We start from the raw sequence: 22952 nt of genomic DNA, 5'->3' as shown, positions 1-22952 counted from the left end.
CTACGAAGCGGGTAATGGATGTCTTATTCGGCGTCGGCCGCGGGGGCCTCGGCAGCAGCCGGAGCGCCTTCGGCGCTGGTCCGCTTCTCGAGCAGAGCCTGGGCGAGCCGGGCGACCTGCGAAGCGGGGGCGACGAACAGGGCAGCAGCCTGCGCGGGCTTGGCCTTGAAGGCACCGGCCAGCTTGGCCAGCAGCACCTCGCGCGAGTCGAGGTCGGCGATGCGCTCGACCTCGGCCACGGACAACGCGCGGCCGTCCATGTACCCGCCCTTGATGACCAGGGCCTTGTTGTCCTTGGCGAACTGCTTGAGCGCCTTGGCGGCATCGACCGGCTCACCCTGGATGAAGGTGATGGCGGTCGGGCCGACGAACAGCTCGTCCAGACCCGCCACACCGGCTTCGCCGGCAGCGATCTTGACCAGGGTGTTCTTGGCGACGGAGTAGGTCGCGCCAGCGCCGAGCGCGCGACGCAGCTCGGTGAGCTTTCCGACCGACAGGCCACGGTATTCCGTGACAACGGTGGCCGTGGAGTTCTTGAACTGCTCCGCGATCTCCGCGACAGCGGTGACCTTTTCGGGCTTTGCCATACTTCGCCTCCTCTCTGATGTCGGGTTCGTGGTGCACTACCGAATCAGGGGCCAGCGACAGAACAAACGCCCCGGACGCAGGGCGTACCGGGGCGCAAGAGGAAAAATCCTGTGGCCTCAGCTCAACCTGCGTGGGCCGCCAGCAATGTCGCTGGACCTTCGATCGACCCCCGAGCGAACTCGGACATCAACGACCTACGGTCTTCGGTAGAACGATGGTTTGGTCTTCGAGAACGCATACACATTCCGCATGACCGTTGACCAGTGTACGCATACCTACCACGATCTGCCAAAACGGGGTCACCGGTGCGCGAATTCGACAGTGCGCCAACGGGATAGAACGCCGCGAGGGCGAGAACGCGTCCTGCGTTCCCGCCCTCGCGGAAGTGCTACCGAGTCGAGCTAGAAGCTCACGCGTCCTCGTCGAGGAGGTTGCGGGTGCGGTTCGGGTCCACCGGGATGCCCGGTCCGGTGTTCGTCGAAACCGTGATCTTCTTGACGTAGCGACCCTTGGCGGTCGACGGCTTCACACGCAGGATCTCGTCCAGCGCGGCGCCGTAGTTCTCCACCAGCTTGGCGTCGTCGAAGGACGCCTTGCCGATGACGAAGTGCAGGTTGGCCTGCTTGTCGACGCGGAAGTTGATCTTGCCGCCCTTGATCTCGTTGACGGCCTTGGTCACATCGTTGGTGACCGTGCCCGTCTTCGGGTTCGGCATCAGACCACGCGGGCCGAGGACACGCGCGATGCGGCCGACCTTGGCCATCTGGTCCGGGGTGGCGATCGCGGCGTCGAAGTCGAGCCAGCCGCCCTGGATCCGCTCGATCAGGTCCTCGGCGCCCACGGCGTCGGCGCCTGCGGCCTCGGCCTCGGACGCCTTCTCGCCGGCGGCGAAGACGATGACGCGGGCGGTCTTACCGGTGCCGTGCGGCAGGTTGACAGTGCCACGGACCATCTGATCGGCCTTGCGGGGATCGACGCCGAGACGAACGGCGACCTCGACGGTCGCGTCGGTCTTGGTGGTCGCGGTCTCCTTGGCCAGGCGCGCGGCGGCCAGCGGGGAGTACAGGGCGTCGCGGTCGACCTTCTCAGCAGCGGCGAGGTACGCCTTGCTTCGTTTTGCCATGATTTTCTGTCCTTAAGGTTCTGAGTTCAGATGTGGTTTGTTCGGGCCTGGCCGGCCCTCCCACATGAGAGCGAGATTCGCTCAGCCTGCTGCATCTATCCGAAGGCTTCGCTACGCCTGCGTGGTTACGCTGCGCTGCCGCCTACGGCGCTGACGCTCAGCCTTCGACGGTGATACCCATCGAACGCGCGGTACCGGCGATGATCTTCGCGGCCTGATCGAGATCGGTGGCGTTGAGATCCTCGGCCTTGGTCTTGGCGATCTCGCGGACCTGGTCCATCGTGACCTTGGCGACCTTGGTCTTGTGCGGCTCGGCCGAGCCCTTCTGCACACCGGCGGCCTTGAGCAGCAGGCGAGCGGCAGGCGGGGTCTTCAGCTTGAAGTCGAACGTGCGGTCCTCGTAGACCGAGATCTCGACCGGGATGACGTTGCCACGCTGCGACTCGGTCGCGGCGTTGTACGCCTTGCAGAACTCCATGATGTTGACGCCGTGCTGACCGAGCGCGGGGCCGACCGGAGGGGCCGGGTTCGCGGCACCGGCCTGGATCTGCAGCTTGATGATCCCGGCGAGCTTCTTCTTCTTGGGGGGCATCTTTCTTCCTTGGCTTTCTGGGGTTCGGTTCCTTACGGTTGCCGTAAGCCTCGTATCCGCGCACGACTTGACCCCGACAGGTACTGCGGGGAAGTCAGAACACGAACCATCACACTCTACCGGACCAGCAGGTAGACCCGGCAATCGGGTGGTGAGCAGCACAAACGCCGAACGGCACCGCCGGAAAGCGGTGCCGTTCGGGAAAAGCGGGTGAACTCTAGATCTTGGAGACCTGGGTGAAGTTCAGCTCGACCGGGGTCTCGCGACCGAAGATCGACACCAGCACCTTGAGCTTCTGCTGCTCGGCGTTGACCTCGGAGATCGACGCGGGCAGCGTGGCGAAGGGGCCGTCCATGACGGTGACCGACTCGCCGACCTCGAAGTCGACCTCGATGGTGGGCTTGCCCGAGGCGGCCACACCGGCGTCCGAACCCGTCGCGGCGGCCGCGGCGGCCTTCTTCTGCGCCTGCGCACCGGCCGGAACCAGGAACTTCACGACCTCGTTGATGGTCAGCGGGGTCGGCTTGGCGCCGGGGCCACCGCCGGTCATCCCGACGAAACCGGTAACGCCGGGGGTGTTGCGGACCGCGCCCCACGACTCGTTGTTCAGTTCCATGCGGACCAGGATGTAGCCCGGCAGCACCTTGCGGTTGACGTTCTTCTTCTGGCCGTTCTTGATCTCGGTGACCTCTTCGGTCGGCACCTCGACCTGGAAGATGTAATCCTCGAGGCCGAGGTTCTGCACGCGGGTCTCGAGGTTGGTCTTGACCTTGTTCTCGTAACCGGCGTACGAGTGCACGACGTACCAGTCGCCGGGCACGCGGCGCAGCTTGATCTTCATCGACTCGATCGGGTCGGCCTCGGGATCGTCCTCGGTGGCGACTTCGGCGATCACGGCTTCGTCGACGATGTCGGCCTCGACCTCGTCGGCCTCTTCGACAGCGGCTTCGTCGGCGTCGGCGTCGGCGTCGGCGAGCTCGGCCTCGACCTCGTCGGTGGCGGTTTCCGCCACGACAGCGTCGTCAACCGGGAACTCGTCGTTGGTGTCGTTCTCCGGGGTGCTCACTGAGGCACTCGCTTCCTGTGTCGTCACGTACATCCTGGTGGGCCGGGTGCGCTCGGCGGCGCCTCGGTCCGGATCGGCGGCCGGCTAGGGGTGTCGGCGATCAGCCGAACAGCCAGCTGACACCCTTGATGAACGCCACATCGACCCCACTGATGAACGCGACCATGAAGACCACGAACACCAGAACGACGGCCGTATAGGTGACCATCTGCTTCCGGTTGGGCCAGATCACCTTGCGCAGTTCCGCGATGACCTCTCGCAGGAACTTGAGCAGCCGCTTGAACGGGTTGCCCGACTTGGCCTTGTCCGCCTTGCGCGCCGACGGCCGATCCAGCGTGGCCACGGCTCCGGTTTCGGCCGGAGCATCCGACGTGCGCACACGGCGAGCGGACCGCTTGCCACTCGGTCGAGTGGCAGCGGGGGTGTCCTCGCCGTCTTCGCGAGTATCCCGCTCGTCGCTCACGCCATCTCCTTGCTCGTCGCTGGCATTCAGGGCAGGGGCGACAGGACTTGAACCTGCAACCTGCGGTTTTGGAGACCGCTGCTCTGCCAATTGAGCTACGCCCCTTCGGTTGGACTCACGCCCAACCACATCTCGATATTCAATTATCCACGGTGTCACACAACACGCGCGCCGCTTCCGTGAGGAGCGAACTCCCCGGGAAGATCAGCGCGCAGCAGCCGGTGACCCCAGAGCCCCGACTATACGTCACCGCGTGCGGTTATCGCCAATCCGGGACACTCGACCAGGTCAGGACAACTGAACGGTTGCCGTGGCGCGCCCGAAGATCTTTTTGCCCGCCGACTTCGCGGTGATGGCGACGACCGCGGTCCGGGTCTGCGGATCGACCGATTTCACCTTGCCGGTGAATTCGACTTCGGCCGGGATCTCCGAGCCCACGTAGACCGGGCTGGTGAAGCGGACGTTGTATTCGGTCACCGCGCCCGGATCGCCCAGCCACGAGGTGACGAAACCGCCGCCAAGGCCCATCGTGAGCATGCCGTGGGCGACCACGTTGTCCAGGCCGACCAGCTTGACGACCTCGTCGCTCCAGTGGATCGGGTTGGCGTCGCCGGACACGCCCGCGTAGTTGACCAGGTCGCCGCGGGTCAGGCGCACCACCCGCGCGGGCAGTTCGTCACCGACGGCCACGCTGTCGAACGAGAGCGCGTGGTTGCTCACCCGCGGCGCCGGTTCCCTGGTGATCGGATCGGGCGTGATCTCGCCGATCTCGGCGGGCGCGTGATGGGCGGGCTCGTCCTCGCCGAGGCCGTGCATGAGCACATTGCGCACCGCGTCCGACATTCTGGGATCGATGTCACCGCCGCTGCGCCCGATCAGGGTGGTGTAGGTGGTGAGCACGAGTTCGTCGTCCTGGGCGGTGACGATGTTCTTGGTCACGATGATGTCGCCGCCGAAGGCCTGACGGAAGGAATGCAGGTACACATCGCAGGTCAACTGGTCGCCGACCCGGATCGGGCGGTGGAATTCCAGGATCTGGTCGGTCTGCATGATCTGGCTCAGGTCGTAGCCGGTGACGATCTGCTCGAACAGTTTGCGCTGGGCCAGAATGCCGACCAGGGAGATGAAGGTGAGCGGGGCGAGCAGGCCGTCGTAGCCGTACTCGCGCGCGATGTCCTCTTCCCAGTGCACCGGGTGGTAGTCCTGCACGGCGCGGGCGTATTCGCGCACCTTCTCGCGGCCGACTTCGTAGTAGTCGTCGACGCGGTAGTGGTGGCCGACCATCGCGGCCGCGTGGCCGGCCGGATCGAAGGAATCGGCCGCGGCGGGGGCCGCTTCGTGAGTTCCGGTGTGCACTGTCACAACGCCGACCTTACTCACTCGTAAGACAGCACCGAAGTCGACCGGGGAAAAAAACGTGGCGCGTCCGGGGGATGAACGCACAAAGGCCGGACTCTCGTCCGGCCTTCGGCAATGCTGTGAAACTAGCGCGACTCGCGGTGCGCCCGGTGGGTTCCGCAGTTCGGGCAGAACTTCTTCAGTTCCAGGCGATCCGGGTCGTTACGCCGGTTCTTCTTGGTGATGTAGTTGCGGTGCTTGCACTCGTCGCAGGCCAAGGTGATCTTTGGCCGGACATCGGTGGACTTCGCGGCCACGATTTGCCTTCTTTCCGGTCTAGGCTGAGTCAATGTTGGTAGCGATGGCCGGACTTGAACCGGCGACACAACGATTATGAGTCGTTTGCTCTACCGACTGAGCTACACCGCCACGGCGGACCTATCACGATGATGCCGCTACGGTAGGTTGGCGTCACCACCGGCAATCCGGCGAGCCCCCTAACGGAATCGAACCGTTGACCTTTTCCTTACCATGGAAACGCTCTACCGACTGAGCTAAGGGGGCATGACTACGTGGCACAGAGTCTAGATCGGCGGGCCGATCAGCGTGACCCCGTGCTCCGGCGTCCTGAACGAGATTACACAACACCTGGCAGCACTACCAAATCGCCAGCTCAGGACGTGTTTTTACCCGCTTACGCCCGCCGCGAGGTCGCGCTGAGGACGCGGCGGGCCCGGCACCCGGAAGATGCCCGGAAACCAAAGAACCCCGCCGATCTTCATGATCGACGGGGTTCGAGGTGGCAGATGTAGGATTCGAACCTACGTAGGCATAAGCCGACGGATTTACAGTCCGCTCCCATTGGCCGCTCGGGCAATCTGCCGTGCGCCGTTTCCGGTGCGTGGAGCAGCTTACAACGAACCCACCCGAGCAATCAAAACGCCTGCACAACACCCCTGCGAGCACCCCGCGCACCCCGGTGCGGGTACAACTGTCTCGGTGGTGGGCGAACCACTCCCCGGAGTTCGCCCGACCTTCACAGGACAGGAGCGCAGTGTGGCTGATTCGTCATTCGACGTCGTGAGCAAGGTCGATCGCCAAGAGGTCGACAACGCTCTGCACCAGGCCGAGAAGGAGCTGAACTCGCGCTACGACTTCAAGGGCACCGACGCGTCGATCGCCTGGTCGGGCGAGGAGGCCATCGTGCTGACCGCCAATGCCGAGGAGCGGGTGCAGGCGGCCCTCGACGTGTTCAAGGAGAAGTTGATCCGCCGCGATATCTCGCTCAAGGCGTTCGACGCCGGCGAGGCGCAGCCCTCGGGCAAGGTGTTCAAGATCACCGGCACCCTGGTGCAGGGCATCGACACCGAGAAGGCCAAGAAGATCTCCAAGAAGATCCGCGACGAGGGCCCCAAGGGCGTGAAGGCCCAGATCCAGGGCGAGGAGCTGCGGGTGAGCAGCAAGAAGCGCGACGACCTGCAGGAAGTGATCTCGCTGCTCAAGGGCGAGGACTTCGGCATCGCCCTGCAGTTCGTCAACTACAGATAGTTCGGCGGCTGGCGCCGCGGGGTTTTCGGCCCCTTGGGCCTCGAATCCGAGGGGCGATACTCCGCCTTCGGCGTCACGTCTCGCCCCTCGGATCCGAGGCGGCCGAAAACCCGTCGTGGTCAGTGGGGGTGATTTCCGCCTGCCATCTCCTCGAGGCGCTTGATGCGTTCGTCCATCGGGGGGTGGGTGGAGTACCAGCGGGCCACCCGGTCGCCCGCGCGGAACGGGTTGGCGATCATCAGGTGGGACTCGCTGGTGATCTTGGGGTCGGGCGGGAGGGGGGCCGCCTGCACGCCGCGTTCGATCTTGCGCAGGGCCGAGGCCAGGGCCAGCGGGTCGCCGGTGAGTTCGGCGCCGGACTGGTCGGCCTGGTACTCCCGGGATCGGGAGACGGCCAGTTTGATCAGGGCCGCGGCGATCGGGCCGAGCAGCGAGACCAACAGCACACCGATGATGTTCGGACCGTTGCCGTCACGATTGCCGAACGAGCTCGCCAGGAACGCCATATTCGCCAGACCGGTGATGACCGAGGCCATGGCGCCGGCCACCGACGAGATCAGGATGTCGCGGTTGTAGACGTGCGACAGCTCGTGACCCAGCACCGCGCGCAGCTCCCGCTCGTCGAGTAGCTGCAGGATGCCGCTGGTACAGCAGACCGCCGCGTGGCGCGGATTGCGGCCGGTCGCGAACGCGTTGGGGGCACTGGTCGGGCTGATGTAGAGCCGCGGCATCGGCTGGCGGGCCGTCGTCGCGAGCTCGCGCACGATCCGGTACATGACCGGCGCCTCCAGTTCGCTGACCGGTTGCGCGTGCATCGCCTTCAACGCCAGTTTGTCGCTGTTGAAGTAGGCGTAGGCGTTCATCCCGACGGCGAGCACGATCGAGATGACCAGGATCGTCGGGCTGCGGAACATAGCCCCGATGGCGACGATGAGCGCCGACATCCCGACCATCAAGCCGAACGTTTTGATCCCATTGGGCATGAATGAGCAACGCGAATCGCGCCGCGGAAGTTCCGCTCAGCCCACCCGTTCGATGGTGTAGCGGACCAGGCGGGTGAGGGCGTCGTTGGCGGGGCCGGGGGGCAGTGCGGCGAGTTCGCTGTCGGCCAGGTCGGCGTATTCGGCGAGCGTGCGCTTGGCCAGTGCCATGCCGGGTGAGCGGCGCAGCAGTTCCAGCGCCTCGTCGACCTCGGCGTCGGTCTCGAGCGGGCGCGCGAGCAGGGTGCGCAGGCGGTCGCCGTCGGCGCCGGACTCGCGCAGGGCGTAGAGCACCGGCAGGGTGTGCACGCCCTCGCGCAGGTCGGTGCCGGGGGTCTTGCCCGACTGTTCGGCCGACGAGGAGATGTCGATGATGTCGTCGGAGATCTGGAAGGCGGTGCCGACGGCGTCGCCGAGACGGGCCAGGCGTTCGACGTGCTCGGGGCCCGCGCCGGAGAAGGTGCCGCCGAAGCGACCCGCGGCGGCGATGAGCGAACCGGTCTTCTCCCACACCACGCGCAGGTAGTGCTCGACGGGATCCTGAGTCTTCTTGGCGCCCATGGTTTCTCGCATCTGGCCGGTGACCAGTTCGGCGAAGGTCTCGGCGATGATGCGCACCGCGTCGGGGCCGAGGGTGGAGGTCAGGCGCGAGGCGTGGGCGAACAGGTAGTCCCCGGCCAGGATCGCGATGTTGTTGCCCCAGCGCGCATTGACGCTCTCGGCGCCGCGGCGCTGGGTGGCCTCGTCCATGACGTCGTCGTGATAGAGGGTGGCCAGGTGTACCAGTTCCACGACCGTGCCCGCGGTGACCAGGGCGGGATCGGTGGGATTGGGGCCCAACTGGCCGGTCAGCACGGTGAACAGCGGCCGGAACCGCTTGCCGCCCGCCCTGGCCAGGTGCAGGGCCGCTTCCTGGAGGAAATCCTCGCCGTCGGAGAGTTCGTCGACGAGCAGTTTCTCGACCGCGGCCAGTCCGTCGCGCACGGTGATGGCGAGGTCGGGATCGACGAGATCTACCCCGGCAACCACGGTGCTCTCGTCGCTCACAGCCGATGTGCTCATAATCTTCTCCCAGCGATGCGTCCGACCCCGACGGGTAGCAACCTAACGTGTTCCGGCATCACTGCCGATGAACCCGGTCACACAGTGACAATTCCCGGTGTACCCGACACTCTCGCACAGCAACGGCGAGTGCCACTATTGAGCCATGGGTTCACCGGATCTCACCCCTGCCGACACCGCGACGCTGCCCGCCACCGTAGAGGTGCTCGTGGTCGGGGCCGGACCTGCGGGTTCGGCGTCGGCGGCCTGGGCCGCGCGCGGCGGACGTGATGTGCTGCTGCTCGATTCGGCGGTTTTCCCGCGCGACAAGACCTGTGGCGACGGCCTCACACCGCGCGCCACGGCCGAGTTGGAGAAGCTCGGGCTCGGCGAATGGTTGCGCGCGCACACGGTCAATCACGGTCTGCGGATGGCCGGATTCGGCCGCGAGGCGCTGCTGCCGTGGCCGGGCGGGTCGTTCCCCACCTATGGAAGTGCCGTTCCGCGAACCGAACTCGACAACACCCTGCGCGAGACCGCGATCAAGTCCGGTGCGCGGATGGTCGACGGCGCCAAGGTCGTGCAGGTGCACCGCGACGGCGAGCGGGTCACCGAGGTCGACGTGCGGATCGGCGCGAACACCCACACGGTGCGGTGCCGGGTGCTGGTGGTGGCCGACGGCGTGCGCTCCCCCATCGGAAAACAGTTGGGCCGCACCTGGAATCGGCGCTACGCCTACGGCACCGCCGCGCGCGCCTACATCTCCTCGGGCCGCAGCGACGACCAGTGGATCTCCTCGCATCTGGAATTGCGCAACGCCGCCGACGAACTGGTGCCCGGCTACGGCTGGATCTTCCCGCTCGGCAACGGCGAGGTCAACATCGGCGTCGGCTCGCTGGCCACCGAGGCGCGACCCTCGCATATCGCCCTCAAGCCGCTGCTCGAGCACTACACCCGGCTGCGCCGCGAGGAATGGGACCTGCGCGGTGAACTGCGCGCGGTGGCCTCGGCGCTGCTGCCGATGGGCGGCGCGGTATCGAACGTGGCGGGGCCGAACTGGGTGCTGGTCGGCGACGCCGCGGGGTGTGTGAACCCGCTCAACGGCGAGGGCATCGACTACGGGCTCGAAGGCGGGCACATGCTGGCAGGTCTGCTCGACGAGCCGGATCTGAGCCGGGTGTGGCCGCAGCTGCTGCGCGAGCGCTACGGGCGCACGTTCTCGGTGGCGCGCAGACTGGCCGGACTGGCGACCCACCCGAGGATGGTGCCCCTGGGCGGGCCGCCGGTGATGCGGTCGAAGTACTTGCAGCGCACGGCCGTTCGCGTGATGGGCAACCTCGTCACCGACGAGGATCTCGACCTCACCGCGCGCCTGTGGCGCACGGCGGGCCGAGCCTCGTTGCGGGCCGACGAGGTGGCGCCCTTCAGCTGAGCCGGGCGGTCACTGCGAGACGAACCAGTTCTCGAAGAACTTGCGTTCGCTGTGCAGCACCCGCTGGTGCAGCTGTTCGGCCAGCGGCTCGATGGCGCCGCCGACGAACGGAACCTTCACCTTGACGGTGCCGACGACCTCGATCTCGCTGCCTTCGGCGGTGGGGCGCAGTTCGTAGGTGCCCGCCATCTCGGTGGCGATGCCGCTGGTGGTGCCGGTGAAGGTGCCCTTGGCGGTCTCGCCCTGCAGGGGCTGCCAGTTGTCGGTGCGTTCGAGCACGAGATCGCTCTTGAGCACCTTGCGGACCAGGCCGGGAACCTTGTCCCGGCCGGGCTTTTCGGTCATATGGAGGGTAATCGAGTCCGGTCCCTCGGGATGGGACAGTTCTACGGTCGCGGTGTCGGCGACGGCGAAACGCGCCTGCCAGACCGCGTCGTCGACTAGTGCCCGGTGAAGCTCTTCGACCGGGACGGTGTAGGGCACGGTGAAGCTGAATTTGCGGGACATGCTGGGAATGGTAGCGGCGGCCCTCGCGGCGGCCTCGGGCGGAATTCCAGTAGGGTGCGGTGGTGTCGGAAACCAGCCTCGCGCAGCGGCGGAGTACGCGCCTGCGCCGGGTCAGGGCGTGGGTGATCGGCGCTGCCACGGTGATCAGCGTGCTCATGGTGCTGCTGGTCCTCGCGGCCTGGCGCAATGACTTCGAGATCGAGCGCAATCGGGGCGTGACCTCCGGTGAGGTGCTCTCGGCGGGCCGGTTGCGCTCGGCGGTCACCTACGTGACGCCCGACAGCGTGACCCACAATCCCAAGGTCGGCATCCTGTATCCCACGAATCTGACAGTGGGTCAGCGGATCAATGTCGAGTACAGCACTCGCGATCCCGACCTGGTCCGGGTGGCGGGGCGCGATGCGCGGGTGGCGATCATTCCGGCCGCGTCGGTGATCGTGGTGGCCTGGGCACTCGCGCTGCCGGTGCTGTGGGTCGTGCGGCGCAAACAGCGCGAGGCGTAACTTTCCCCTGCTGTTCGCCGCGGCTTCACGTGCGCGTTGGGGGTGGGGCGAGCTGCGGTGGGCACCCTGGGAGGGTGCGCGTAGCCATCGTCTCGGAGTCGTTCCTGCCGAACATGAACGGCGTCGTCAACTCCGTGTTGCGGGTGTTGGACCACCTCGATGAGCACGGTCACGAGGCCATGATCGTGGCGCCCGATACGTTGCGCGGCGTGCCGCCCGCACCCCGCTTCCACGACCGCTTCCCGGTGCACCGGGTACCCGCGATGATGGTGCCGAGGGTGAGTTCGCTGCCGGTGGGCCTGCCACAGCCGGGGATCACCGCCGCCATCGCCGACTTCGACCCCGATGTGGTGCACCTGGCCTCGCCGTTCCTGCTCGGCGCCGGTGGGCTCGCGGCCGCGACGCGCCTGGACCTGCCGACCGTGGCGGTGTATCAGACCGATGTGGCCGGGTTCGCCAAGAGCTACGGGCTCGGGCTGGCCTCGCGCGCGGCTTGGGCCTGGACGCGGCGGATCCACGAGGGCGCGACCCGCACGCTGGCGCCCTCGACCGCGGCGGCGCACGACCTCGCCGAACACGGCATTCCGCGCGTGCACCGGTGGGGTCGCGGCGTGGATATCGCCCGGTTCACCCCGGCGGCGCGCAGCGAAACGTTGCGGGCGAGCTGGGGCGCCGACGATCGGTTGGTGGTCGGTTTCGTGGGCAGGCTCGCGCCGGAGAAGCACGTGGAGCGGCTGGCCGCGTTGGCCGGCGACCCGTCGATCCAGCTCGTGGTGGTGGGCGACGGACCCGAACGCGCGCGCCTGCGCACGCTGATGCCGACGGCGGTGTTCACCGGCGAGCTGGGCGGTACCGAGCTGGCCGAGCACTACGCGAGCCTGGACGTGATGGTGCATCCCGGCGAGCACGAGACGTTCTGTCAGGGCGTGCAGGAGGCGCTGTCGTGTGGCGTGCCGGTGATCGGGCCGGACGCGGGCGGCCCGCGCGATCTGATCGCACACTGCCGCAACGGTTTCCTGCTGCCGGTCGAGCGGTTCGCCGAGCTGCTGCCCAGTGCGGTGTCGGCGCTGCGGGACCCGCGTCAGCGCGCGTTGTTCGCCGGCGCCGCGCGCAAGTCGGTGCTGCGGCGCACCTGGCCCGCGATCTGCACGGAGCTGATGGGCCACTACGCCGATGTCACCGGAACGCGAGAGCGATTGCCCCGCACGGCCTGAGTGGCCAAACCCACTCGTACCGTCGCGGCGGAAAAACTCTAAGCTCGGTACGTGGCGACAACAGAGCAGCGGGAACCGATTCGGGCTTCGCTGGACAAGCAACCCCACGAGGTCGCGTCGATGTTCGACGGTGTGGCTAAACGCTACGACCTCACCAATACGGTGATCTCCGGTGGCCAGGATCGGTACTGGCGGTGGGCGACGCGACGCGCGCTCGGGCTGCGGCCCGGTGAGCGGGTCCTCGACCTGGCCGCGGGTACCGGGGTGTCTACCGTGGAGCTCGGCAAGTCGGGCGCGTGGTGTGTGGCCGCGGACTTCTCCCAGGGCATGCTCGCGGCGGGCCGGTTCCGTCGGGTGCCGATGGTGGCCGGTGACGCGATGGCGCTGCCCTTCGCCGACGATTCCTTCGACGCGGTGACGATCTCGTTCGGCCTGCGCAATGTGGCCGATATCGATGTGGCGCTGCGCGAGATGCTGCGGGTGACCAAGCCGGGCGGGCGGGTGGTGGTCTGCGAGTTCTCCACCCCGGTGTTCGGCCCGTTCCGCACCCTCTACATGGAGTACCTGATGAAGGCGCTGCCGCGGGTGGCGCGCGCGGTGAGCTCCAATCCTGACGCGTACGTGTACCTGGCCGAGTCGATTCGCGCGTGGCCCAATCAGCGCAGGCTGGCCCGCCGGATCGCCGACGCCGGCTGGGACTCGGTGCAGTGGCGCGACCTCACCGGCGGTGTGGTGGCGCTGCACCGCGGCTACAAACTGGGCTGAGAATCGGTGCGCGGGCGGGGTGAGGCTGCTCACCCCGCCCGACGCGCGTCGGTGCGTCGATGCCCCCGCAGGTACCCTGATCAGCGGCGATATTCCCGCCTCGACCTCACCGTCGGGATTTCGGCGTGTGAGGTCGATTGTCACCTGGACATAACGTTCGGTAAATCGAGCGCAACGACGAGTGCGGATGATCGAACCATGACAGGGGAAGCGGACAGACGCGACACGGACACTGTGCGTACGCAGTGCTCGTATTGCGGCGTCGGCTGCGGCATAAGCGTCCAGACCAAGACTGATCAGTCCGGTGCACGGGTGATCGCGAAGGTCAGCGGCGACAAGCTGCACCCGGCGAACGCGGGCCGACTGTGCACCAAGGGCGCCACCCACGCGGAGATGATGGCCGCGCCCGGCCGAATGGACACCGCCTACCGGCGCCCGGCCCGCGACCAGGTCCCGGTGCCGCTGCCGGTCGACGAGGCCGTACGCGAGACCGCGGGCCGGCTGCGCGCGATCCTCGACGAACACGGCCCCGACGCGATCGCCCTGTACGTCTCCGGCCAGATGTCGCTGGAAGCGCAGTACCTGGCCACCAAGCTGGCCAAGGGCTACCTGCGCACCCAACACATCGAAGCCAATTCGCGCCTGTGCATGGCCAGCGCGGGCACCGGCTACAAGCAGTCCCTCGGCGCGGACGGGCCGCCCGGCTCCTACGACGACTTCGAGCACGCCGACCTGTTCCTGGTCAGCGGCGCGAACATGGCCGACTGCCACCCCATCCTGTACCTGCGCATGGCCGACCGGCTCAAGGCGGGCGCCAAGCTGATCGTGGTCGACCCGCGCCGCACCGAGACCGCCACGCGCGCCGACCTGTTCCTGCAGATCGCCCCCGGCACCGACCTCGCCCTGCTCAACGGCCTGCTGCACCTGCTCGTCGCCGACGGCGCGATCGACACCGACTTCATCGCCGAGCACACCGAGGGCTGGGCAGCGATGCCGGAGTTCCTCGCCGACTATCCGCCGGCCCGGGTGGCCGAGCTGACCGGGCTGGCCGAGGCCGATATCCGCACCGCCGCGTCGATGATCGCCGAGGCGGGCGAGTGGATGTCGCTGTGGACGATGGGGCTCAACCAGTCCACCCACGGCACCTGGAACACCAACGCCCTGGTGAACCTGCACCTGGCGACCGGGGCGATCTGCCGCCTCGGCAGCGGCCCCTTCTCGCTCACCGGGCAACCCAACGCCATGGGCGGGCGCGAAATGGGCTACATGGGCCCCGGCCTGCCCGGCCAGCGCAGCCTGCTCTCCCCCGCCGACCGCGCCTTCGTCGAAACCGCGTGGGACCTGCCCGAGGACACCCTGCGCACCGAGGCGGGCCCCGGCACGATCGACATGTTCCGCGGGCTGGCCGACGGCGAGATCAAGGCCGCGTGGATCATCTGCACCAATCCCGTTGCCACCGTGGCCAATCGCAAGACCGTGATCGCCGGCCTCGAGGCGGCCGAACTGGTGGTGGTGCAGGACGCCTACACCGAAACGGCCACCAACTCCTACGCCGATCTGCTGCTGCCCGCCGCGCTGTGGGCCGAGACGGACGCGGTGATGGTGAACTCCGAACGCAACGTCACCCTGCTGCGGCAGTCGGTGGACCCGATCGGCGACGCGCGCCCGGACTGGGCGCTGATCGCCCAGGTCGCCACCGCGATGGGCTTCCCCGGCTTCGACTTCGCCTCCAGCGCCGAAGTTTTCGCCGAGTTGCAGCAGTTCACCAACCCGGCCACCGGGTACGACCTGAGCGGCATGAGCTACGAGCGCCTGGCCGAGGGGCCGATGCAGTGGCCGTGCGCCGACGCCGACACCCCGCGCAATCCGATTCGCTACCTCAACGACGGCACCCACCAGCCGCTGCACGTGGCGGCCGACGGCACCACCCCGCGCCTGGCGTTCGCCACGCCGAGCAGGCGCGCGGTGTTCTTCCCCCGCCCGCACCTGCCCGCCGCCGAACTGCCCGACGACGACTACCCGTTCCTGCTCAATACCGGTCGCCTGCAACATCAGTGGCACACGATGACCAAGACCGGCAAGGTCGCCAAGCTGACCAAGCTCAACGGTGACCCGTTCGTGGAGGTGCATCCCACCGACGCGCGCCGCCTCGAGCTCGAGCCGGGCGACCAACTGGAGATCGCCTCGCGCCGGGGACGTGCCGTCCTGCCGGTGCGCATCAGCGATCGGGTTCGACCTGGTGATTGTTTCGCTCCCTTCCATTGGAATGACGAACAGGGCGAATATCTGACGATCAACGCGGTCACCAATGACGCGGTGGATCCCGCGTCGCTGCAACCGGAGTTCAAGGCGTGCGCGGTGGCGTTGCGCCGGGTCGGCCCCGCCGCCACCCCGGAGCAGGCGCCCGCGCAACCCGACCGCCCGGCCGCCGCGCACCCGCTGGCGGGCATCCTCGGCCTGGACGCGGGCACCTCGCCCACGCTCAGCGAGACCGAGCGCGTCTACCTCGGCGGTTACCTCGCCGCCCTGCAATCCCTGCCGGTGACCGGCCAGCCGGTGCTGCCGGTGAGCGCGCCGATGTCGGACCGGTCGCGACTGTGGGTGGACGGGCTCCTGGCCGGCATGTACTCGCGCACCAGCGCCGCCGGTCCCGCCGGCGAGACCGTCGAAAGCGCTGTGGCCCAGCCGGTTACCGTGCTGTGGGCCTCGCAGACGGGTAACGCGGAGGAACTCGCCGCCACCATCGCCACCCGGCTCCAGGAGGCCGGACTCACGCCCGCCCTGCTCGACATGGATTCGTGCGAGTTGACCTCCCTCGCCGGTGACGTCCTGATCGTCACCAGCACCTTCGGCGACGGTGGCCCGCCCGACAACGGCGCGGACTTCTGGACTCGCTTGGAAGACAGCATCATTCGCCTCCACGGTGTTCGCTACGCGGTGTTCGCACTCGGTGACTCCTCCTACGACGACTTCTGTGGACACGGCCGCAAACTGGACACCCTCTTCGCCGAACGTGGCGCGAAGCGGCTGCTGGCCCGGGTGGACAGCGAGCCCGACTTCGCCGACGCCGCCGACCAGTGGGTCGACGAGGTCGTAGCCGCGATCACGGGCGGATCACCCGTCGACGACTCCGCCCCCGCCCGCGCACCCCGCGACGGCGGCCCCGCCGGCCCCGTCGGCGCGCCACCGAGTGCGGGACCGGCCCTCTCCTCGCCCACCGGCCGTGGTGGCGCGATCGTGCTCGACCGACCGACCACCGCCCCCGCCCGCACCCAGCGAGCCCCCGCCGCGCCGTTCACCCGCCAGTCCCCCGTACGCGCCACCCTGATGCGCAACGAAGTCCTCAGCGCCCCGGGTTCGTCGAAAGAGGTGCGGCGCTTCGGTTTCGACCTGCACGATCTCGAGGCGGGCTACGAGGTGGGCGATTCGCTGGGCGTGCTGCCCACGAACTGCCCCGAACTCGTCGCGGAGTGGCTGACCTGCACCGGCCTCGACGGTGCGCGCACGATCGAGGTCGACGACCGCGAACTCACCCTCACCGATGCCCTGAGCACCCACTTCGACATCACCAAGGTGAGCCAGGACCTGCTCGGCTTCCTCGGCGAACGCAACCACCACCCGCAGCTGGCCAAGCTGCTGCGCCGCGACAACCGCAACGAACTCGCCTCCTACCTGTGGGACCGCCAGGCCGTCGACGTGCTGCGCGACTTCCCGGTGCGCACCGACCTGGTGGACTGGCTCGGCACGTTGAAAAAGCTGCAGCCCCGCCAGTATTCGATCTCCTCCAGCCCGCTGACCACCCCCGACGAGGTTCAGCTGACGGTCGGGATCGTCCGCTACGGCGACCCCGTCGGCACCTCGTCGCGGCGCGGTGGGGTGTGCTCGACCTTCCTGGCCGACCGTGACACCACCGAGGTGCCGATCTTCTTGCAACGGGCCCCGCATTTCCGCCCGCCCGCCGACCCGAACGCCCCGATGATCATGGTGGGACCGGGTACCGGCATCGCTCCCTTCCGCGGTTTCCTGCACGAACGCCGCGCCATCGGCGCCACCGGACGCAACTGGTTGTTCTTCGGTGACCAGCACGCCGCCCAGAACTTCTATTACCGCGCCGAGCTCGAGGACATGTTCCGCTCCGGCTTCCTCACCCGCCTCGACCTGGCCTTCTCCCGCGACCAGCGCGAACGGGTCTATGTGCAGCACCGGATGATCGAGCACGGCGCCGAGCTGTGGTCGTGGCTGCGCGACGGCGGCCACTTCTACGTGTGCGGCGATGCCGCCCGCATGGCAAAGGACGTCGACGACACGCTGCTTCGCATCGCCCAGATCCACGGAAAACTGGATGAGGCGGGTGCGCTGGCCTTCAAGAAACAGCTCGTGGCCGAGAAACGCTACGTGCGCGACGTGTACTGACCGCTCAGGCCGCGCTGGTCAGCGGCGGATTGAGCCGGGCGAAGTCGGGCAGGCGGTGGTACGGGTAGTAGGGGTAGGGCGGGGTGGTCGCGCTGGCGGCATCGAGCGCGGCCAGGTGATCGGGGTCGAGCTGCCAGCCGACGGCGCCGAGGTTCTGCCGGAGCTGTTCCTCGGTGCGGGCGCCGATCAGCACCGTGGCCACGGTGGGCCGGGTGAGCAGCCAGTTCAGGGAGATCTGCGCGACGGTGCGGCCGGTGTCGGCGGCGATGCTGTCGAGGACGTCGACGATGTCGTAGAGCTGTTCGTTGTCGACCGGAGGGCCGGCCTCGGCCGTTTCGTGCAGCCTGCTGGTGACCGGAAGTGCCTGGCCGCGACGCACCCCGCCGGTGAGCCTGCCCCACCCGAGCGGACTCCACACCACCGCGCCGACACCCTGATCGGCGGCCAGCGGCAGCAGTTCCCACTCGTAGTCGCGCCCGGCCAGCGAGTAGTAGACCTGGTGCGCCACCGGCTTCTCCACGCCGAGGGCCTCGGCGGTGGCGAGGGTTTTCATCAGCTCCCACCCGGCGAAGTTGGAGACGCCGAGGTAGCGGATCTTACCCGTGCGTACGAGATCGCTCAGGGCCGTGAGGGTTTCGGTGAGCGGGGTGCCCGCGTCGAAGGCGTGCAGCTGGAACAGGTCGAGGTAGTCGGTGCGCAGGCGCCGCAGCGAGGACTCGACGGCGCGGATCAGGCGAGCCCGGCCCGAGCCCGCCTCCTGGGGGCCGGGACCGGTGGGCAGTGCCGATTTGGTGGACAGTAGGACCTGATCGCGGCGGCCCTTGATCGCCGCGCCGAGGACCTCCTCCGAGGCGCCGTCGGAATACACGTCGGCCGTGTCGAACAGGGTGACACCGGCCTCGAGGCTGATGTCGATCAGGCGCCTGGCCTGGGTGGCGTCGGTATCGCCCCACGCGCTGAACAGGGGGCCGCGGCCGCCGAACGTGCCCGCCCCGAAACCCAGTGCCGGAACCAGAAGACCGGAGGCGCCGAGTCGTCGATAGTCCATCTGAACTCCTAAAAGGTCCGGTAGTGTCGTTAACACGATCGACCCTACACCCGATTCGCCGTAAACGAAACAGGAGTTCCGTTATGGATCACGATATCGCCTGGCCCGGTTCCGTCCGGCCGGGTGGACGCACCGCCCGCGTGCGCGAATCCGTGCTGGAAGTGGCCGGTGACCTGCTGGCCGACCGCGGGTTCGCCCACCTGGACCTCACCGAGGTCGCCGCGGGCGCCGGGGTCGGCAAGACCACCGTCTACCGTCGCTGGCGCACCCCCGCCGGCCTGGTCGCCGACCTGCTCGTGGAGATGGCCGACCAGTCACTGCCCCGCGCCGACACCGGCTCCCTGCTCGAAGACCTGACCGCCAATGCCCGACTGGTCGCGAAAACCCTCACCGACACCCGCCAGAGCAACCTCTTCCGCGCCGTGATCGCCGCCGCCACCTGCGACGACGCGGCCGCCGCCGCCCTGCACGCCTTCTACGACACCCGCCTCACCGAATGGGCGCCCTGCGTCGAAGACGCGGTCACGCGCGGCGAAGCACCGGCAGGCACCGACTCCCGCGCCGTCCTGTCGGCCGTCTCCGCACCGCTGTACTACCGATTACTCGCCAGCGGCGACCCGATCGACGTCGACATCGCCGACCGCTCGGCCAGAGCGGCCACCCTCGCCACCATCGCGGGCACCTTCGTGACCACCGCCGACGCCGTAAGCAGCGTGCCGTGAGAATGTCCGCGCCCCAACGACATTCGAGGAGGTCGCCGATTGCTCACTGAGACGGTCATCGACACCGGCGCTCGCGACGGCACCGTAAGTGGCACCACCGCGCGCCGGAAAAACTCGCCGGCAGCAGCCGAGGTCTCTAAACGACACCCGCCGGATGCCAGGCGGGGTCGCGGCCGGTCAGGCCGAGGACGCGATCGAAAGGTGCTGCATCGGCGGGGATTTCGACTGTCGGGCCGAACAGGCCGGGAGTGCCCTCGGGATCGGTGTCGCGCAGGAACTCGTGCAGGATCGCGACGGTGGTCGGATCGACCGTGAGCTGTTGGCCGGTGGCGGCGGCGAGATCCCAGCCGTGGATGGCGAGTTCGTCGAGGGCGACCATGGCCATGATCGCGGCGGGCAGTTCGACACCGCCCGCCTCGGTGTCGCCCTCCCACGCCTCGGGGACGCGCCACGCGGCGGTCAAGGCGTCGAGTTGGGCCGGGATGAGGGTGCGCCACGAGTCGGGCAGGGGGCTGTCGGCGCCGCTGGGCGGCGGGGCCGAGTGGCCGATGGCCTCCTTGGTGGCGGCCTGGCGGAAGGCCTCGGTCAGGCCGACCACGTGGGCGAGCAGATCGCGCACCGTGGACTCGGCACAGGGCGTGGGCCCGGTGAGCTGGTCGTCGGCGATGCCGTCGACGATCGCGGCCAGCGACCGAGCGGCGGGTTCGAGGTCGAACTGCGGTTCCATGTGTACTCCTCATCCATGACGTGATGCCTACGTTCATGAAGACGACGTGACAGTCGCGAACTCATCGCCGTCGGGGTTGCCGTCCGCCCCGGATCGGCGCACCCTGGATGACGCGGGGCAGCGACACCCCCGCATCACAGCACGTCGAGGCAATCCAGGTCCGAGGCAACGCCGACGAACGAGGAGCACCGATGATCGAGTACGAGACCGCTCGCCCGCTCGACGAGGTCCCCGAGGCCGACCGGGTGGAACAGGAGCAGTCCGCGTTCCGCGACGACGACCCCGACGATCCGGCCTACTTCGACGCCGCCGACTACACCGACGAGATGGCGGCCAATATCGCCCGCGACGCCGACACCGCCAACCCGGCCGACGTCATCGAACAGACCATCCCCGTGCCGTTCGACGAGGGCGCCGAGGGTTTCACCGTCGCCGAGGACAGCTAGCCGGCGATCCTCGTCCGCAGGCCCGCGTGCAGTTCACGCAGGCTGGACCGCTCGGTCGCGACCTCGAGCACGCGCATGCCGTGCGCGTCGGCGGCCAGTTCCACGGCCAGTTCGGCGGGGTCGACCTGGCGGTGCGGGATGCGGTAGGCGGCGCACAGCGCGGCCAGATCCATGCCGTGCGGGGTACCGAAGACCCGCTCGAACACGCCCGCGTACTGCGGGTCGCCCTGTTCGAGCAGTTCGAAGATGCCGCCGCCGTCGTCGTTGGCGACCACGATGGTGAGGTTGTCCGGGCGGGGTTCGCCGCGCCCGATCAGCAGCCCGGCGGCGTCGTGCAGGAAGGTGAGGTCGCCCATCATCGCCACCGTGCGGCCCGGGTGGGCCAGCGCGGCGCCGACCGCGCCGGAGACCGTGCCGTCGATCCCGGCCACGCCGCGATTGGACAGCACCCGGATGCCGGGGCGCGGGTTCGACACCAGGGCGGCGTCGCGCACCGGGTTCGATGCCCCGAGCAGCAGTTGGTCGCCTTCGCGCAGGGCGTCCATCACCACGGCGGCCACGTGCAGGCCGGTCGCCTTGGGGTGGCCCGCCAGTTCCGAGTGCACCACCGAGACGGCCTGCCGGTTCAGTTCGGCGCACCGCGCCAGCCATTCGGGGCTCGGCGCGCCGGTGGTGACCGCGCGGGTGCCGGTGCCGACGACATTGCCGGAGACATCGGGCCAGCGGGGGCCGGTGGTGAGGGCGAATACGGTCACGTCCGGGTCGGCGAGCACGCGCGAGACCTGCCGGTGCAGGGTCGGGCGGCCGGTGATGATCGCCTGGGTCGGCTTCACCAGCGACAGCGCGAGCGGATGCAGGGCGGGCCCGTGCATGGGCGCGGTCGGCTCGGCCACCGTCGGCAGCGCGGCCAGTTCGGGGAGCAGGCGGGCGCCGTGGCCGGAGATGACGACGGTATCGGGGGTGAGGTCGATGTCGAGGGGCACGTCGAGGGTGGCGTACTGGGTGGCGGTCCACGGGCGCTCGCCCTCGCGACCGGCGGGTAGCGGATCGTCGGACAGTTCGGGGACCAGCGGTTCGCGCAGGGGGATGTCGAACTGCACCGGACCCGCGTTGCCCGAGCGGGTGCCACGGGCGGCGGCGAGCACCCGGCACACCGAGGAGCGCCACACGCTGTTCTGTCGGGGATAGGCCGACTCGCCCGCCTCGGCTTCGGCCAGGCCGAGGCTGATGGTGGCGCGCACCTGCGAGCCGAACAGGCCGAGCTGTTCGACCGTCTGGTTGGCGCCGGTGCCCAGCATCTCGTAGGGCCGGTTCGCGCTGATCACGATCAGCGGCACCCGCGCGTAGTTGGCTTCCAGCACCGCCGGGCCCAGGTTCGCCACGGCCGTGCCCGAGGTCATCACGACCGGAACTGGTCGACCCGCCGACACCGCGAGCCCGATCGCGAGGAAGCCGGCGGTGCGCTCGTCCACCCGCATGTGCAGGCGCAGCTGCCCGGCCGCGTCGGCGGCCTGCAGCGCGAACGCCAAGGGCGCGTTGCGCGATCCGGGGCACAGCACGACTTCGCGCACACCCCCGCGCACGAGTTCGTCGACGACCACCCGAGCCTGCGCTGTTGACGGATTCACAACCACCAGCGTGACAGACCGACCGGTGTGGCGCCGCCCTCGGCCCCTGTTACCCGGGACACGCACGCGGCAGCACGGGCGGCGAAGAGTCCGCAAAGCGCTGTGCCGCAATCGAATCGATTCGAGAAGACAGCGGGAAATGCGTCAGCAATTGCCCCGCTATCGATATTTATATTGATCTTGATTCGAACAAAGAAAAGCGGTGGCGAACCGTAGTTCGCCACCGCTTCAATTTTCCTACTGCCCTAGATAATTCAGGCAGGGGCGTTCAGGTCGCGCAGGCCGAGCAGGATGTCGATAACGTTGACACCGGTGCCGGTCATGTTGTTCAGCGCCGAGCTGCCGGTGTCGAGGATGCCGACACCATCGGCGAGGGCGGCCGAACCGGTGGCGAGGCCACCGAGGGCGGCCGAGCCCGCGCCGAGCGCGGCGGAGCCGGTGCCCGCGCCGGTGGCGGCGAGAGCGGCCAGGCCGGTGCCACCGCCGAGGGCGGCCGAACCGGTGCCACCTGCACCGGCAGCAGCCGAGCCGGTGGCGCCGAGGGCAGCCGAGCCGGTGGCGCCGAGGGCGGCCGAACCAGCGGAGGAACCAGCGAACGCGTTCGCGGCGGCGGCGGGGCCGGCCACGGCGATCGCGAGAGCACCGGCGACGACGAGAGACTTGCGAATCATGAGAGTTCCTTCCAGGCCCGCCGCAGGGCTGTAACGCGATGTGGCGGAATGCAATGTGGCGATCCGAACGACTATCCGCTTTTCGCTGCGATCTGCGGACAACTGAAAGGTAATCGATTCAGGACCGCCTTTGCCAA

Annotated in this window: 22 protein-coding genes and 4 tRNA genes; 8 read left to right on the top strand and 18 right to left on the bottom strand. The window is 68.4% G+C overall.

What is annotated here, in order from left to right; genetic code table 11:
* Positions 1 to 23: 23 nt before the first annotated feature.
* From rplJ to ACFP3H_RS21880, 11 genes are all read right to left on the bottom strand, one after another.
* Positions 24 to 587, bottom strand: coding sequence for a 50S ribosomal protein L10 (gene rplJ / locus ACFP3H_RS21930; RefSeq protein ID WP_378608831.1), 564 nt, complete (start codon positions 585 to 587; stop codon positions 24 to 26).
* A 410-nt stretch (positions 588 to 997) separates the two neighbouring features.
* Complete coding sequence (rplA, locus tag ACFP3H_RS21925; RefSeq protein ID WP_266293661.1) at positions 998 to 1711, bottom strand: 50S ribosomal protein L1; 714 nt, start codon at positions 1709 to 1711, stop codon at positions 998 to 1000.
* Positions 1712 to 1868: 157 nt separating this feature from the next.
* Positions 1869 to 2303, bottom strand: coding sequence for a 50S ribosomal protein L11 (gene rplK / locus ACFP3H_RS21920; RefSeq protein ID WP_019049397.1), 435 nt, complete (start codon positions 2301 to 2303; stop codon positions 1869 to 1871).
* 217 nt (positions 2304 to 2520) lie between these two features.
* Positions 2521 to 3369 carry a transcription termination/antitermination protein NusG gene (nusG, locus tag ACFP3H_RS21915; protein ID WP_378608829.1) on the bottom strand — a complete coding sequence of 283 codons (849 nt, stop codon included), beginning with the start codon at positions 3367 to 3369 and terminating at the stop codon, positions 2521 to 2523.
* Positions 3370 to 3469: 100 nt separating this feature from the next.
* Positions 3470 to 3832, bottom strand: a complete 363-nt coding sequence (gene secE / locus ACFP3H_RS21910; RefSeq protein ID WP_378608827.1) for a preprotein translocase subunit SecE — start codon at positions 3830 to 3832, stop codon at positions 3470 to 3472.
* A 32-nt stretch (positions 3833 to 3864) separates the two neighbouring features.
* Positions 3865 to 3937, bottom strand: a tRNA-Trp gene (locus tag ACFP3H_RS21905).
* 183 nt (positions 3938 to 4120) lie between these two features.
* On the bottom strand, positions 4121 to 5188 hold the full coding sequence (locus ACFP3H_RS21900; protein ID WP_378608872.1) for a fused (3R)-hydroxyacyl-ACP dehydratase subunits HadA/HadB: 1068 nt from the start codon (positions 5186 to 5188) through the stop codon (positions 4121 to 4123).
* A gap of 128 nt (positions 5189 to 5316) precedes the next feature.
* The gene (gene rpmG / locus ACFP3H_RS21895; protein ID WP_056814348.1) at positions 5317 to 5487 is read right to left on the bottom strand and encodes a 50S ribosomal protein L33; all 171 of its coding nucleotides are present in this window, start codon (positions 5485 to 5487) and stop codon (positions 5317 to 5319) included.
* Positions 5488 to 5523: 36 nt separating this feature from the next.
* Positions 5524 to 5599, bottom strand: a tRNA-Met gene (locus ACFP3H_RS21890).
* Positions 5600 to 5661: 62 nt separating this feature from the next.
* Positions 5662 to 5734 (bottom strand) — tRNA-Thr (locus ACFP3H_RS21885).
* Positions 5735 to 5970: 236 nt separating this feature from the next.
* A tRNA-Tyr gene (locus ACFP3H_RS21880) sits at positions 5971 to 6053 on the bottom strand.
* A gap of 173 nt (positions 6054 to 6226) precedes the next feature.
* Here ACFP3H_RS21880 and ACFP3H_RS21875 point away from each other — a divergent pair.
* On the top strand, positions 6227 to 6718 hold the full coding sequence (locus ACFP3H_RS21875; protein WP_056814350.1) for a YajQ family cyclic di-GMP-binding protein: 492 nt from the start codon (positions 6227 to 6229) through the stop codon (positions 6716 to 6718).
* Positions 6719 to 6837: 119 nt separating this feature from the next.
* Here ACFP3H_RS21875 and htpX read toward each other — a convergent pair whose 3' ends face one another.
* Entirely contained in the window at positions 6838 to 7701 is an 864-nt protein-coding gene (htpX, locus tag ACFP3H_RS21870; protein WP_378608825.1) for a zinc metalloprotease HtpX, read from the bottom strand.
* A gap of 36 nt (positions 7702 to 7737) precedes the next feature.
* Positions 7738 to 8760, bottom strand: a complete 1023-nt coding sequence (locus tag ACFP3H_RS21865) for a polyprenyl synthetase family protein (protein WP_378608824.1) — start codon at positions 8758 to 8760, stop codon at positions 7738 to 7740.
* Between the two features lie 145 nt (positions 8761 to 8905).
* Here ACFP3H_RS21865 and ACFP3H_RS21860 point away from each other — a divergent pair, with 145 nt between their 5' ends.
* A complete protein-coding gene (locus tag ACFP3H_RS21860) occupies positions 8906 to 10171 on the top strand; it encodes a geranylgeranyl reductase family protein (RefSeq protein ID WP_378608822.1) in 1266 nt (421 codons plus the stop codon).
* A gap of 9 nt (positions 10172 to 10180) precedes the next feature.
* On the opposite strand, the gene ACFP3H_RS21855 is transcribed toward ACFP3H_RS21860, so the two are convergent.
* Positions 10181 to 10678 (bottom strand): DUF2505 domain-containing protein, encoded by a 498-nt coding sequence (locus tag ACFP3H_RS21855; protein ID WP_378608821.1) that lies wholly within the window; start codon positions 10676 to 10678, stop codon positions 10181 to 10183.
* A gap of 62 nt (positions 10679 to 10740) precedes the next feature.
* On the opposite strand from ACFP3H_RS21855, the gene ACFP3H_RS21850 reads away from it, so the two are divergent.
* The 4 genes from ACFP3H_RS21850 (at position 10741) to ACFP3H_RS21835 (ending at position 17573) form a co-directional block, all read left to right on the top strand.
* Entirely contained in the window at positions 10741 to 11181 is a 441-nt protein-coding gene (locus ACFP3H_RS21850) for a DUF3592 domain-containing protein (protein ID WP_378608819.1), read from the top strand.
* Between the two features lie 74 nt (positions 11182 to 11255).
* Positions 11256 to 12395 carry a glycosyltransferase family 4 protein gene (locus tag ACFP3H_RS21845; RefSeq protein WP_378608818.1) on the top strand — a complete coding sequence of 380 codons (1140 nt, stop codon included), beginning with the start codon at positions 11256 to 11258 and terminating at the stop codon, positions 12393 to 12395.
* Positions 12396 to 12446: 51 nt separating this feature from the next.
* Positions 12447 to 13160, top strand: a complete 714-nt coding sequence (locus ACFP3H_RS21840; protein ID WP_378608817.1) for a demethylmenaquinone methyltransferase — start codon at positions 12447 to 12449, stop codon at positions 13158 to 13160.
* Between the two features lie 198 nt (positions 13161 to 13358).
* On the top strand, positions 13359 to 17573 hold the full coding sequence (locus tag ACFP3H_RS21835; RefSeq protein WP_378608815.1) for a molybdopterin-dependent oxidoreductase: 4215 nt from the start codon (positions 13359 to 13361) through the stop codon (positions 17571 to 17573).
* Between the two features lie 4 nt (positions 17574 to 17577).
* Here ACFP3H_RS21835 and ACFP3H_RS21830 read toward each other — a convergent pair whose 3' ends face one another.
* Positions 17578 to 18621 carry an aldo/keto reductase gene (locus ACFP3H_RS21830; RefSeq protein ID WP_378608814.1) on the bottom strand — a complete coding sequence of 348 codons (1044 nt, stop codon included), beginning with the start codon at positions 18619 to 18621 and terminating at the stop codon, positions 17578 to 17580.
* Between the two features lie 83 nt (positions 18622 to 18704).
* Here ACFP3H_RS21830 and ACFP3H_RS21825 point away from each other — a divergent pair, with 83 nt between their 5' ends.
* Positions 18705 to 19343, top strand: coding sequence for a TetR/AcrR family transcriptional regulator (locus ACFP3H_RS21825; protein ID WP_378608812.1), 639 nt, complete (start codon positions 18705 to 18707; stop codon positions 19341 to 19343).
* A gap of 136 nt (positions 19344 to 19479) precedes the next feature.
* Here the strand turns inward: ACFP3H_RS21825 and ACFP3H_RS21820 are convergent, their stop codons facing one another.
* The gene (locus ACFP3H_RS21820) at positions 19480 to 20070 is read right to left on the bottom strand and encodes a TIGR03086 family metal-binding protein (RefSeq protein ID WP_378608811.1); all 591 of its coding nucleotides are present in this window, start codon (positions 20068 to 20070) and stop codon (positions 19480 to 19482) included.
* A 191-nt stretch (positions 20071 to 20261) separates the two neighbouring features.
* Here ACFP3H_RS21820 and ACFP3H_RS21815 point away from each other — a divergent pair, with 191 nt between their 5' ends.
* Entirely contained in the window at positions 20262 to 20516 is a 255-nt protein-coding gene (locus tag ACFP3H_RS21815; RefSeq protein WP_378608809.1) for a hypothetical protein, read from the top strand.
* Here the strand turns inward: ACFP3H_RS21815 and menD are convergent.
* Positions 20513 to 22144 carry a 2-succinyl-5-enolpyruvyl-6-hydroxy-3-cyclohexene-1-carboxylic-acid synthase gene (gene menD, locus ACFP3H_RS21810; RefSeq protein ID WP_378608807.1) on the bottom strand — a complete coding sequence of 544 codons (1632 nt, stop codon included), beginning with the start codon at positions 22142 to 22144 and terminating at the stop codon, positions 20513 to 20515. The two genes, ACFP3H_RS21815 and menD, sit on opposite strands and share 4 nt — an antisense overlap.
* A 254-nt stretch (positions 22145 to 22398) precedes the next feature.
* Positions 22399 to 22815 carry a hypothetical protein gene (locus ACFP3H_RS21805; RefSeq protein WP_378608806.1) on the bottom strand — a complete coding sequence of 139 codons (417 nt, stop codon included), beginning with the start codon at positions 22813 to 22815 and terminating at the stop codon, positions 22399 to 22401.
* Positions 22816 to 22952 lie beyond the last annotated feature (137 nt).

It is taken from the genome of Nocardia lasii, assembly GCF_042658545.1.
Lineage (GTDB): Bacteria > Actinomycetota > Actinomycetes > Mycobacteriales > Mycobacteriaceae > Nocardia > Nocardia lasii.
This window is presented reverse-complemented; position numbering and strand designations above follow the sequence as displayed.